The organism is Croceicoccus bisphenolivorans, assembly GCF_001634625.1.
GTDB classification, from domain to species: domain Bacteria; phylum Pseudomonadota; class Alphaproteobacteria; order Sphingomonadales; family Sphingomonadaceae; genus Croceicoccus; species Croceicoccus bisphenolivorans.
Genome location: NZ_LRSE01000005.1, coordinates 136,987 through 149,388 on the forward strand (window position 1 = coordinate 136,987; position 12,402 = coordinate 149,388).

A 12,402-nucleotide genomic window follows, 5' to 3' on the forward strand; every position below is an offset into this window, starting at 1 on the left:
CTCGCTTACTTGGAGTCGGACTTGACTTCGGACACCTTGTTGCCGTTGCCCGTGGGCGCGGCTTCGCGGTACGCATCGATCGCCTTGGTCGAGCTCATCACGACAGTTTCACCCGAACCGCGCTGGCCGCGCAGCAGGTCCTCGGGGTCCGCGATCATCGCGGCGAGGTTGCTGTTGACCGAACAGCCGTAGCCGGGGTTCGTGGCGTTGTTCGGATTGGCGTCGGACTGGGCTTCCCAGTTCGGGCAATTCGGAACCGAAGCGACCGAACGGGTGACGACCACGCGGGCCACGCCGGGGCCGACTGCGCCTTCCGTCACCGGGGCGTTCATGTTGAGGATGAAGCCTTCGCGGTCGGCGATTTCGACCAGATCGTCACGCGCCGCGATCGAGACGTTGCCGGCGTCGACCGAAACCTTGTCGCCATAGCCGAGTTCAAGCGCGTCGAACCAGTCGGTCAGGCGGCGTTCCTCGCTTGCCGGAACGCCCGAGGCGCTGGTCTGCACGTCGAACACGTAGTTCGTGCGGCTGACGACCGGCTGGTTGTCGGAATAGAGCGTGCGGTTCGTAGCCACGCCGCCGATGCATCCCGACAGTCCCACGGTTGCCAGAAGCGCGAACGCCACAGGGCGCAGGGTGCGGGTGAATTTGGGCTCGATATTTTTCATCGTCGTCACCTTTGTCCTGGGGGCGATCAGAAGGAGAAACCGGGAGCGGTGTTGCCCGCATCGGCGCTGCGCACCGGCTGCTTGCCTGCGTTCGGGCCTGCATTCGGCGACACGGCGCTGATGCCCGGCGACACGGTATCCTGTGCCGCGCTGGGCATCGGACGGGTCGTGCCGGTCTTGCCGTCGGTGATTTTGTTGGTGAGAATACGCTCGATCTCGCCCGGCGTGCGCAGGCCGTCGGTCGGCAGGACGATGTCCTTGTCGTCCACCGGCTTCACCAGGTACGGCGTCACCACGATGACCAGTTCGGTCTCGCCCTTGCGGAAGTTGCTCGAACGGAACAGCTGGCCAAGGATCGGGATGTCGCCCACGCCGGGGGTCTTTTCCAGCGCGTTATTATACTGGTTCTGCAGCAGGCCGGCGATCATGAAGCTTTGGCCCGAGCCGAGCTCGATCGTCGTTTCCGCGCGGCGTACGGTGAGCGAGGGGATCTGGAAGCCGCCGATGGTGACGGCGCCCTGGCTCGACAGTTCCGACACTTCCGGACGGACGCGCAGCGAAATGCGGCCGTTGGACAGAACCGTCGGGGTGTAGGACAGGCTGACGCCGAACTTCTTGTACTCGATCGAGGTCGAGCCGAGACCTTCGCTGACGGGGATCGGATATTCGCCACCTGCCAGGAAGTCCGCCGTTTCGCCCGAAAGTGCGGTCAGGTTCGGTTCGGTGATCGTGGTCACGAGGCCGGAGGTCTCGCCGACATCGAGTGCTGCCGCGATGTCCAGGCCGAGGAACTTGCCGATGGCGCCGATGGTGGAACCGGGCGTATTCTGTGTGATTAGTGCTGCGGTCGGCTGTCCATCGGCGCCGGCAGTCGTGCTGCCTCCGGTAAAGAGGCCGCTGCCGACGGCCCATTCGGGCAGGAAGCCGTCACGGCCCTGCGCGACACCGAAGCGCAGGCCGCTGGTCGAGTCGTCATAGGTATTGATGCTGGAACCCAGCACGCGAACCAGCGAACGACTGACTTCTGCGAAGCGGACGCGCAGGTTGACCTGCAGCGGGGTGGCAAGGCGCAGGCGGCTGATGACTTGCGTGCCGCTGCCGACGAAGGCAGCGACGAGGCGTTCGGCTTCGGCCGCGTCTTCCGGCGCAGCCACGGTGCCGGTCAGCAGCACGGTGTTGTTCATGGTTGCCGTCTGGATGCGGGCTTCGGGCATGGCGAGGCCAAGCATCTGGTCGATGCTGGACAGGTTGTTGCCGACCCGGATGACCGAGGACCACACGATATTGCCGGCATTGTCGCTGGCATAGAGCGTGGTTTCGCCCGGTTTCTTGCCAAGGATGAAGACCTGGTTGGTCGACTTCACCTGAACATCGGCGATCTGGTCGTCGGCGATGAAGATGTCGGCCATGCGGCCCCCGACGTTCACCAGCTGTCCGGTGCCGACCGACAGGACGACCTCGTTGCTGGGCTTGGGCAGCGACTGGGCTGCCGCGGTGCCGGTGAGGCCGGCGGTGCCGATCGGCGCCAGTGCGGTGGCGGCGAAGGCGATGCTCGCGAGCATGCGTTTCATCTTGGTTCCCCCCTGGGAATGAATGATCTTGTTCATCTCGTCCGGTCCTTGGCTAAGTGCGTTCAGCGGCTGACCGGAACGGCCTGGGTGTTGGTGCCGCGGGTCACGCGGACCACGGGGCCGGAAGGCATCGCGTTGACCGGGCCCGAAGCGGCAGGGCGCGGGGCGCTGAAACCGGCGGGGCTGGCCTTGGGCGCGCCGCCGAAGCGCGACTGGAAGCGAGAGACGTCGCCACCGGTCTGGAAGGTCGAACGCCCTTCCTGCGGCTTGTTCATGGCGAGGCGCAGGATTTCCTCTTCCTCTTCCGGCGATGCGCCGTTCGGGACGACGACTTCGCCGCGGGCGATGGCGCGATCCAGCTCGGCCCGGGTATCGGCAAGCGGACGCAGGGCGAGGCTGAGCGCACCCAGATTCTGGGCGACCGCGATCTTTTCGGCGATACGCGGGGTGGCTTCGATCGTGACGAGGCTGGTCTTCGACACGACGGTCTTGCCGTCCACTTCCTTGGGTTCGGTGCGCTGGTCGGTGGCAAGGATGCGCAAGTTGCGTAGCACGGTTTCGGTCGCGCTGAACGCTTCGCCTTCGCCGCTCACCTTCTGGGTCAGCAGCAGGTCGACACGGTCGCCCGGGAAGATGAAGCCGGCAACGCCGGTCTTGGCCGAAACCGGAATGGTGACAGCGCGCATGCCGGGGCCAAGCGCCGCGGCAAGGAACCCGCGGTCACCCGGCTTTACCAGCGCGCCTTGTGTCACCGGCTGGCCGGCGGTGATGGGGAAGCGTGCGACAGTGCCGAGCAGCTGGTTCATGTCGGCCTGTCCTTCGACGAAGTAGGCGTCCTGCACCATTTCCTCGGGCCAGAGCTTGAACTGCAGCGCATCGGCCGTGATGATCGTGCCGATCGGCAGCTTGCGCGTGGCGATGAGCACGCGCGGGCCTTCCGGCTCTTTCGTGGCGGCCTCAACAGTCGGAGTTGCGTTGCCGGCAAACATCGAGCGGGCCATCAGCGCGGTTCCCACCGCGACGACCAGCGCTACCACCAGCAGTATCAGCTTCTTCTTGTCCATGGCTCTAGTCGCCCCTTGTCATGTCGTTGCGAGATGCCGTTTTCCGATTCGCCGGGCACTCGCCCGATTCTCTTGGCACTCGCTATGTCCGGCAGGTTGGCCGGCAATGGTTAAAATCAGGTCAAGACAACATTGAATTCGCTGTAAGGGCCGTGTGCAGGTCCGGTCCGTAGAGCGCCGCGAACAGCGCGAGCATGCAGACGGCCACCGAAACGCCGTAGGGAATCTGCAATTTCTTCGCTTCCAGACCCGCACGCTGGATGCGGCGGTAACGGGTAACCATCACCACCGTCAGAACGCCGTTGGCGAGGCAGATCATCAGCATCAGCGTCAGGAACACGGCCGGTGGCAGCCACAGCGCGATCGCGGTCAACAGCTTGACGTCGCCGCCGCCCATCTGCCGCAACTTGAACATCAGCGCGCCGAAGAAGAACATCGCGGTGGCAAGCCCGAGCTGGGTGGCGACACCGGGCCAGACCGAAAGGCCCGATGCCCACCAGAACCCCGGAGAGCATACCGCGACCGCAAGCGTCAGCCGGTTGGTGATCTTGCGCGAACGGATGTCGGTGAAGGCGGCGTAAAGCACCGCGATTGCCAATCCGGCGAGCAAAACGTAAGTGACCAGTCCTGCGTTCATCTGGGGCCCTCGTTCGGTTTTTTGCAGGCGGGCTCTCTGGCTCCGGCCTGTGGAAATTTACCTTGATGGGCCGGGTCTAGGCGTGATGGCTTACCAAACAGTAACCAACGCAGCAGAGGAAGCCGTTAGCCAAGTGAGCCAGTCCGCGTCCGAAGTTCGCCGCTCGATTCCCGAGGTCGCGACAGAGAGTGCGTGGACGGCATCCGATGGTCATCGCCTGCGCCGGATCGACTGGCCCGGTGCCGATTCGCGGGCGCGCGGTTCGCTGCTGTTCCTGCCGGGGCGCGGCGATAACTACGAAAAGTATCTTGAGACGCTGCACGGCTTCCATCTGGAAGGCTGGCGCGTGACGGGTCTCGACTGGCGCGGGCAGGCCGGGTCGGGGCGGCTGGGGATCGACGCGACGACCGGCCATGTGGAGGATTTCGCCCACTGGGTCGACGACCTTGCTGCGTTCTGGCGAGACTGGGCGGCAGGCGCACAAGGCCCGCGCGTCATCGTCGGCCATTCGATGGGCGGGCACCTTGTCCTGCGGACGATGGAGGAAGGGCGGATCGATCCCGTCGCGGCCGTGCTGGTTGCGCCGATGCTCGGCTTTGCGGGCGTGCCACTGCCGTACCGGTTGATGCGCGCCTTTGCCCGCCTGCGCGGACGGATGGGCGATCATCGCCGGCCGGCCTGGAAATGGAGCGAGAAGCCCGGCCAGTTCCCTGCGGGGCGTAGCGCGCTGCTGACCCATGACGACGGCCGCTATTCCGACGAACAGTACTGGCGCGATGTCCGGCCCGAACTGGTGATGGGGCCGGCCAGCTGGGGCTGGCTGGAGGCGGCGGCAGTTTCCATGCACAAGGTCATGTCGGCACCGGCTCTGCAGCGCGTGCAAACGCCGGTCCTGATCCTGTCCACGCGGGCCGACCGGCTGGTATCGCCCGGCGCGATTCGCAAGGCGGCGCGGTTGTTGCCCGATGCCGCGTTGCTGGAATTCGGACGGGAATCGGCGCACGAAATCCTGCGAGAGGCCGATCCGGTGCGCGATCGCGCGTTGACGGCGATCCGCACCTTCCTCGATGAAAAGGCTCCCGCATGAGCCGCGCGCAGATCGTCATCGTCGGTGCAGGGATGGCGGGAGCCAGCCTTGCCGCCAGAATCGCGCCGCACGCCTCCGTCGTCCTGCTGGAGGCGGAGGATCAGCCCGGATACCACGCGACAGGGCGTTCGGCGGCGTTCTGGGAAGAAACTTACGGCGGGCCGGGCGTTTTCCCGCTGACCGAAAAGTCCGGCCCCTATCTTCGCGACAACGGTTTCCTTGCCCCGCGCGGCGCGTTGAACATCGGGCGGGAAAGCGACAGGGCCAAGGTGGAAGCCTTCGTCCGCCGGTTCGAAGGGCTGGGCGCAGGGATTGAACTGGTCGAGCGCGACGTGATGGAAGCCCGCGTTCCCGGCCTGCGCGACGAATGGACCTGTGCATCGTGGGGTCCATCCTGTGCCGATATCGATGTGGGCGGGCTGCATTCCCATTTCCTCGCCCTGACCAAACGGCACGGCGGCGAAGTGCGCGTCCGTTCGCGGCTAGTGGCAGCCGGACGCCGTGCTGGCGGCTGGACACTCGGTTTGGAGGGCGGATCGCGGCTGGACTGCGAAGTGCTGGTCAATGCCGCCGGCGCATGGGCCGATCCGGTCGCGCGGATCGCGGGGGCGGCCCCGCGCGGCATCACGCCGCTGCGCCGCACGGTTGCGCAATTACGCACTGTGCCTGTTGCGCCGGGCACCCTGCCGCTGACGCTGGACATAAACGAGGGGTTCTATTTCAAGCCGGAGAGCGGCCGCATCTGGCTAAGCCCGCATGACGAGACGCCGACCGCCCCTTGCGATGCCGCGCCAGAGGAAATGGATGTCGCCGTCGCGATCGACAGGCTGCAAGGCGTGGTCGACTGGAAGGTGGAGGCGGTGGAACGCAAGTGGGCGGGCCTGCGCAGCTTCGCGCCGGACAGGCTGCCGGTTTACGGGTTCGACACAAAGGTGCCCGGTTTCTTCTGGTGCGCAGGGCAGGGCGGATTCGGCATCCAGACCGCGCCTGCCGGTGCGGCGCTGGCCGCGGGGCTGCTGCTGGGCACAGGGCCGGGGATGGCAGACGGGATCGATCCGGCCACTTACGCGCCGACGCGGTTCGAATAGGTTAGCGGGGTTGCGCCCCCGCCCCGGTTCGCTAACCTGCCCCGGCAACGACCAAAGGGGAGTGTCGCAAGTGGCTCATCGTTTCGAGATTCGTAAGAACAAGAAGGGCGAGTTCGTCGCCTATTTCTGCTACAACGCCGAAACCATGTTCTGGACCGAAGGCTATTCGTCCAAGGCCAGTGCGAAGAACGCCATCGAATCGATTATCAAGAACGGCCCTGCTGCCGAAGTCGTCGATACGACGACGGAATAAGCCTGCTCAGATCGCGGCGGCGATCAGCGCCTGATCGCTGGCGAGCGCGTCCACGCGCTCGTTTTCGGGATGGCCCGCGTGGCCCTTTACCCAGTGCCACGTGACCTTGTGGTGGCGGCTTGCATCCAGCAACGCGCGCCACAGGTCCTCGTTCAGCACCGGCTTTTTCGCGGCCGTCTTCCAGCCGCGCTTCTGCCAGTTGAAGACCCAGCTGGTGATGCCATCGATCACGTACTTGCTGTCGGTATAGAGGTCGACTTCGCAAGGGCGCTTCAATGCGCCCAGCGCTTCGATCACCGCGGTCAGTTCCATGCGGTTGTTGGTCGTATCCCGCTCCCGCCCCGATAGTTCCTTCTCGATATCACCCTTGCGCAACAGCGCACCCCAGCCGCCGGGGCCGGGATTGCCCTTGCACGCGCCGTCGGTGAAGATCTCTACCTTGTTCACCCGAACGCCTTTGCGCCCTGCATACGATAGAACTCGTACCGTTCGAAAAAGGCCATCGGGTCCTTGCGGGTGACCAGCGCATCGGCAGGGGTGTTGAGCCAGTCGTAGGCCCGCGTCAGCAGGAAGCGTAGCGAAGCCGCTTCGGCCAGCAGCGGCAGGGCTTCCCGCTCTGCATCCGACAGCGGGCGAACCGCTTCGTATCCGCGCAGGATCGCCTGCCCGATGGCGGGATCCTGAGACTTTCCGTCCGGCGTGAAGCTCCACGCCGCGTGGGTCACCGCGATGTCGTAGGCCATTGGCCCGGTGCAGGCGAAATAGAAGTCGATCAGGCCCGAAACCTCGTCACCGACAAGCAGGACGTTGTCGGGAAACAGGTCTGCATGAATGACCGATCCGGGCAGGTCTTCGGGCAGGCCCGCGATCACCGTTTCCACCGCATCGGGCACCACGGCCAGCCGCGCGTCGATTTCCTGCCAGCGCCCGGCGCAACCTTTCACGAAGCCGCGCCATGCATCCGGCCCCATCGAATTGGCGCGGCTGCGCGGATAGTCCATCGCGGCAAGGTGGATCTGCGCCAGCGCGTGTCCCACCGCCTCTGCCTGCGCGGGCGTGGGATTGTCGGCCGACACGCCGGGCAGGAACTCGATCAGCGCAAGCGTCTTCGTCTCGCCCGTGTCGGCCGCGAACTCGCGAAACGCGGCGCCGCTGCGGTCGTGCATCGTTTTCGGCACCGGGCATCCGGCGGCGGCCAGATGGTCGAGCAGGCCGAGGAAGAAGGGCAGTTCCTCCACCTCGGTCCGTTCTTCATAGACCGTCAGGATGAACCGCGCCTGCGTGGTTTCGATGATCCAGTTGCTGTTCGATACGCCCTCGGCAATGCCCTTGGCGCTCGTCAGCTCGCCAACGTCGAACTGCGCGATCAGCGTGGCCATCGCCTCGGCCCCGATGCGGGTATAAACGGCCATGACCGGATCAGTCCTGCAACTGGCGCGGCAGTTTGAAAGTGATGCGTTCGTGCGCGGTGCGGACGACTTCCTCGGTCAGCGGCCGAATCGCGGACAGCGCATCGACCACTTCGCGCACCAGCAGTTCGGGGGCCGACGCACCGGCGGTAAGGCCCACGGTATCGACACCGTCCAGCCAAGCCGGATCGATCTCGCTGCCGCGCTGCACCAGCTTGGCGACAGAGCCCATCCGTTCGGCGACTTCCACCAGCCGCAGCGAGTTCGACGAATTGGGCGCGCCGATCACCAGCACCAGCTGGCAATCTTCGGCAATCGCCTTCACCGCCGCTTGCCGGTTGGAGGTGGCATAGCAGATGTCCTCCGCTTTCGGCCCGATGACATGCGGATAGCGTTCTTCCAGCGCGGCGATGATCTGGGCGGTATCGTCGACCGAAAGCGTGGTCTGCGACAGGTAGGACAGCTTGTCATCCGGCCCGAACGGCAGTGCGGCGACATCCTCCACCGTTTCGACCAGCGTCATCGAGCCTTCGGGAACCTGCCCGAATGTGCCGATGACTTCGGGGTGCCCCTTGTGCCCGATAAACACGATGTGGCGGCCATGTTCGACCTGCCGTTCGGCCTGCCGGTGGACCTTGCTGACCAACGGGCAGGTAGCGTCGAGATAGTCGAGGCCGCGATCCTCGGCATCGGCGGGCACGGATTTGGGCACGCCGTGCGCGGAAAAGACGACCGGCACGCCATCGGGCACCTCGTCCAGTTCTTCTACGAACACGGCGCCCTTTGCCTTCAGCGAATCGACCACGAAGCGGTTGTGCACGATTTCGTGCCGCACGTAGACCGGCGCGCCGTAACGCGCGAGCGCACGCTCCACGATCTCGATCGCGCGGTCCACTCCGGCGCAGAAGCCGCGCGGGGCCGCGATCAGCAGGCGCAGGGGGCGGGCCGCGGTGTCGGCATGGGCAAGTTGGGCGCTGGTCATCGCGTGCCCTTTAACCGCGTGGAGGCCGGACAGTAAAGCGCAGGCCAAAGGTAAAGCGCTGGGGTGCCGTAAACGCTGGAGACAGGTTTCCCGCGCCAACAGGGGAACATGTGTCATCCGCGCATTGCCGTTCGGGCACTGGGCGGCTAGGGCATGCGCGCAAAGGTTTCCGATCCAAAGGTTACGCCAGACGATGACATTCCGTTTCCGCCCCGCCGCCGCAATGACGCTGGTTGCCGCCCTTTCGCTGGCCGGCTGCAAGTCCGAAGGCGAACTGGTGATCGACCAGGGCGTCGGCGTATCCGCCGTGCGTTCGCTGTGCCCGGCGGTCGGCGTGCCCGACTACACCGGCGATGTCACGCTGTTCAACCAGCCCGGAACGAAGACGCAATCCGCTCTCGACGTGACGGCGGTGATCACCAACGTACGCCCGTCTTGCGACGATAGCGGCTCGCAGGTCTATTCGCAGGCGAGCTTCGACGTGATCGGCATGCGCCGCGACACGTCTGCCGCGCGCAGCGTCGATCTGCCCTATTTCGTAACCGTGCTTCAGGGCGGTTCCGCCGTCGTTTCGAAGCAGGTCGGCACCGTGCGGCTCGATTTCGCCGCAGGACAGGATCGTGCCACGACGACCGCGCAGGCCGGTGCCTATGTCGATGCCGCCGCGGCAACCCTGCCTGCCGAGATTCGCGACCGCATCACCAAGCGCCGCAAATCGGGCGATGCCGATGCCGCGCTCGACCCGCTGGCCGATCCGGAAGTGAAAGCCGCGATTGCCCGCGCCACGTTCGAGGTGCTGATCGGCTTCCAGCTGACGCAGGAGCAGCTGGCGTATAACGCTACGCGGTGATCGCACCGCCTTCCGGCTCAGGGAGGGCTGCAAACGGCGTTCTCCTGCGCTTCCGGTGCTCACGTACTGAAGTACGCTGCGCGCCGGTTCTCGGATTCCACCGTTTTCGCACCACCCTGAACCGGAATCCGGTACGATCATTCTTGTATCGGACGCAGCGCGCTTTTCCTTCGCGCGATACTCGGCTAGGCGCGCGGCCATGACTGAGAATGCACTTCACGAAACGATGTCGCGCGCGGTCGATGCCGCGCTTGATGCGCTTGTCGCTGCCGGAACGCTGCCTGCAGGCATCAGCCGCGCCAACGTCGCGGTAGAGCCGCCGCGCGATCCTTCGCATGGCGATCTGGCCACGAACGCCGCGATGGTGCTGGCCAAGCCCGCCAAGGCGAATCCGCGCACTCTGGCAGAGGCGCTGGTCGAACAGCTTTCCGCGCATCCCGCCGTGACAGAGGCGAGCATCGCAGGACCGGGCTTCATCAACATGCGCCTGTCCCCCGCCGCATGGCTGGGGGAACTTGGCGCGATTGCGAGCCGTGGCAATGCCTATGGCCGCAGTGCGATGGGCGCGGGGCAGACGGTGAACATCGAATATGTCTCGGCCAATCCCACCGGCCCGATGCACATGGGCCACTGCCGCGGCGCGGTTGTCGGCGATGCGCTGGCGGGCTTGCTGGAGTATGCCGGCTTTGCCGTCATCAAGGAATACTACGTCAACGACGCGGGTGCGCAGGTGCAGACGCTCGCCCGTTCGGTCCACCTCCGCTACCGCGAAGCGCTGGGCGAGGATATCGGCGAGATCCCGCCGGGATTTTATCCCGGCGATTACTTGGTCCCCATCGGCAACGCGCTGGCCGAAGAATTCGGCGACAAGTACGCCGCCGCGCCCGAAAGCGAATGGCTGACCCTGTTCCGCACCCGTGCGGTCGCCGCGATGATGGACATGATCCGCGCCGACCTTGCGCTGCTGGGCATCCACCACGACCTGTTCTCTTCGGAAGCGGAGCTGCAGGCCGCGGGCAAGCCGGAAGCGGCGGAAGTGTTCCTGCGCGAAAAGGGCCTTGTCTATGACGGCTTGCTCGAAGCGCCCAAGGGCAAGACGCCCGATGACTGGGAGCCGGTCGAGCTGCCGCTGTTCCGTTCCACGCAGTTCGGCGACGATCAGGACCGCCCGATCAAGAAGTCGGACGGCAGCTGGACCTATTTCGGCGCCGACCTCGCCTATCACTACCAGAAGGCGCAAGGCGCGGATGCGCTGATCGACATCTGGGGCGCGGACCATGCCGGTACGGTGAAGCGCATCAAGGCCGCAGTCGCCGCGCTTACGGAGGGCGATGCGGACGGTGCCAAGCCTTTCGACGTGAAGCTGGTGCAGATGGTGCAGCTGCTGCGCGACGGCGAACCGGCCAAGATGTCCAAGCGTTCGGGCAATTTCATCACCATCGCCGACATGGTCGAGGAAGTGGGCAAGGACGTCGTGCGTTTCACGATGCTGACCCGCAAGCCCGAAGCGCAGATGGACTTCGACTTCGTGAAAGTCGTCGAGGCGTCGAAAGACAATCCGGTCTTTTACGTCCAGTACGCCCACGCACGCATCTGCTCGACCCTGCAAAAGGGTGCCGAGGCGGGTTTCTCTCCGTCAGACGCAAACCTTGCCCTGCTGGGAGAGGAAGAGCTGGAATTGATCAAGGTTGCTGCGCAGTTCCCCCGCATGGTGGAGGCTGCAGCACGGGCGCGCGAGCCGCATCGCATTGCCTTTTTCCTTGGCGATCTGGCCGCTGCCTTCCATTCGTATTGGAACATCGGCAACGACCGGCTCGACAAGCGGTTCGTGGTCGCCGACAATGCGGACCTGTCGGCAGCGCGGCTCCATCTCGCCTCGCAAGTCGGGCAGGTGATCCGCAACGGCCTTGCCATCCTTGGCGTGGAAGCGGCGGAGCAGCTTTGAGGCCATAAATGGTGGGTTGCAGGCAGTGAACACGCAAACGGGCGACAGTGAAGGGCAACTCGCTCTGGGCGAGCCCGAACTGCGCCTGCCGTGGCTGGAATCGGCGGACGAGGACGCGGACGAGGGGCTGGACTGGAGCCGCGTTGGCAAGTTTGCCGCCGCGCTCGTCATTGTCCTGCTGATCGTCGCGATGTCGGTGTTCATGCTGCGCGAATACATGTCGGCCCCGCCCGAAGGGGACGGTTCGTTGATCGAAGCACCCGATACACCATACAAGGTGCGGCCGAAGGATCCGGGCGGGATGACCGTCGCGGGCACGGGCGACACGTCGTACGAAGTGGGCGAAGGCGTCGATAACGAGGCGACGCTGGCGCAAAGCGATCCGGTGCCGGTGCCCACGCCCAGCGCTTCGGCCAGTGCAAAGCCGTCGTCCGCGCCGGAGCCACCGCTTTCGGGCGTTGCCGTGCAGATCGGTGCCTATTCGACAGAGGCCGATGCGCGAAAGGGCTGGGATACGATCCGCTCGCGCTACGAACCGCTGGGCGGATATGACCGGCGCATCGTGCAGGGGCGGGCCGATATCGGCGTCGTCTATCGCCTGCAGGCGGTGGCCGGTTCGACTTCGGCGGCCTTTGCGCTATGTGACGACATGCGCCGCAACGGCATCGAGTGCCAAGTGAAACGCTGAATGCACCGCTGATCGGCCCATGGCGGCCTGCGGGCACCATCGCCGCACACTTCCGGTGCTCACGTACTGAAGTACGCTGCGCTCCGGCTTGCGCGGCGACGGCACCCTCGGCTCACCCTGAACCAATCATCGGTACATTCAGATCTAGCGTGAATCGGGG

At 65.3% G+C, this 12,402-nt stretch carries 13 protein-coding genes; 6 read left to right on the top strand and 7 right to left on the bottom strand.

What is annotated here, in order from left to right; all coding sequences use genetic code 11:
• Positions 1–5: 5 nt before the first annotated feature.
• The 4 genes from A7A77_RS07055 to A7A77_RS07070 all read right to left on the bottom strand — a co-directional run bounded on the left by A7A77_RS07055 (position 6) and on the right by A7A77_RS07070 (position 3,940).
• The gene (locus A7A77_RS07055) at positions 6–668 is read right to left on the bottom strand and encodes a CpaD family pilus assembly protein (protein ID WP_066555715.1); all 663 of its coding nucleotides are present in this window, start codon (positions 666–668) and stop codon (positions 6–8) included.
• Positions 669–694: 26 nt separating this feature from the next.
• Entirely contained in the window at positions 695–2,239 is a 1,545-nt protein-coding gene (locus tag A7A77_RS07060) for a type II and III secretion system protein family protein (RefSeq protein ID WP_082836000.1), read from the bottom strand.
• A 62-nt stretch (positions 2,240–2,301) separates the two neighbouring features.
• Complete coding sequence (cpaB, locus tag A7A77_RS07065) at positions 2,302–3,303, bottom strand: Flp pilus assembly protein CpaB (protein ID WP_066555720.1); 1,002 nt, start codon at positions 3,301–3,303, stop codon at positions 2,302–2,304.
• 121 nt (positions 3,304–3,424) lie between these two features.
• Positions 3,425–3,940 carry an A24 family peptidase gene (locus A7A77_RS07070; protein ID WP_066555722.1) on the bottom strand — a complete coding sequence of 172 codons (516 nt, stop codon included), beginning with the start codon at positions 3,938–3,940 and terminating at the stop codon, positions 3,425–3,427.
• Positions 3,941–4,025: 85 nt separating this feature from the next.
• Here A7A77_RS07070 and A7A77_RS07075 point away from each other — a divergent pair, with 85 nt between their 5' ends.
• The 3 genes from A7A77_RS07075 to A7A77_RS07085 all read left to right on the top strand — a co-directional run bounded on the left by A7A77_RS07075 (position 4,026) and on the right by A7A77_RS07085 (position 6,368).
• On the top strand, positions 4,026–5,027 hold the full coding sequence (locus tag A7A77_RS07075; RefSeq protein ID WP_066555724.1) for an alpha/beta fold hydrolase: 1,002 nt from the start codon (positions 4,026–4,028) through the stop codon (positions 5,025–5,027).
• On the top strand, positions 5,024–6,115 hold the full coding sequence (locus A7A77_RS07080; RefSeq protein WP_066555726.1) for an NAD(P)/FAD-dependent oxidoreductase: 1,092 nt from the start codon (positions 5,024–5,026) through the stop codon (positions 6,113–6,115). The genes A7A77_RS07075 and A7A77_RS07080 overlap by 4 nt, the downstream gene beginning before the upstream one ends.
• 70 nt (positions 6,116–6,185) lie before the next feature.
• The gene (locus A7A77_RS07085; protein ID WP_066555728.1) at positions 6,186–6,368 is read left to right on the top strand and encodes a YegP family protein; all 183 of its coding nucleotides are present in this window, start codon (positions 6,186–6,188) and stop codon (positions 6,366–6,368) included.
• Between the two features lie 6 nt (positions 6,369–6,374).
• Here A7A77_RS07085 and rnhA read toward each other — a convergent pair whose 3' ends face one another.
• From rnhA to ispH, 3 genes are read right to left on the bottom strand one after another with little or no spacing between them, the layout of a single operon-like run.
• On the bottom strand, positions 6,375–6,815 hold the full coding sequence (rnhA, locus tag A7A77_RS07090) for a ribonuclease HI (RefSeq protein ID WP_066555732.1): 441 nt from the start codon (positions 6,813–6,815) through the stop codon (positions 6,375–6,377).
• A complete protein-coding gene (thrB, locus tag A7A77_RS07095) occupies positions 6,812–7,780 on the bottom strand; it encodes a homoserine kinase (protein ID WP_066555733.1) in 969 nt (322 codons plus the stop codon). The genes rnhA and thrB overlap by 4 nt, the downstream gene beginning before the upstream one ends.
• 7 nt (positions 7,781–7,787) lie before the next feature.
• Entirely contained in the window at positions 7,788–8,759 is a 972-nt protein-coding gene (gene ispH, locus A7A77_RS07100; RefSeq protein ID WP_066555735.1) for a 4-hydroxy-3-methylbut-2-enyl diphosphate reductase, read from the bottom strand.
• Between the two features lie 193 nt (positions 8,760–8,952).
• Here ispH and A7A77_RS07105 point away from each other — a divergent pair, with 193 nt between their 5' ends.
• The 3 genes from A7A77_RS07105 to A7A77_RS07115 all read left to right on the top strand — a co-directional run bounded on the left by A7A77_RS07105 (position 8,953) and on the right by A7A77_RS07115 (position 12,242).
• A complete protein-coding gene (locus A7A77_RS07105; RefSeq protein ID WP_066555737.1) occupies positions 8,953–9,609 on the top strand; it encodes a hypothetical protein in 657 nt (218 codons plus the stop codon).
• Positions 9,610–9,808: 199 nt separating this feature from the next.
• Positions 9,809–11,554, top strand: a complete 1,746-nt coding sequence (gene argS / locus A7A77_RS07110) for an arginine--tRNA ligase (protein WP_066555742.1) — start codon at positions 9,809–9,811, stop codon at positions 11,552–11,554.
• Between the two features lie 25 nt (positions 11,555–11,579).
• A complete protein-coding gene (locus A7A77_RS07115; RefSeq protein ID WP_082835970.1) occupies positions 11,580–12,242 on the top strand; it encodes an SPOR domain-containing protein in 663 nt (220 codons plus the stop codon).
• Positions 12,243–12,402: the final 160 nt, after the last annotated feature.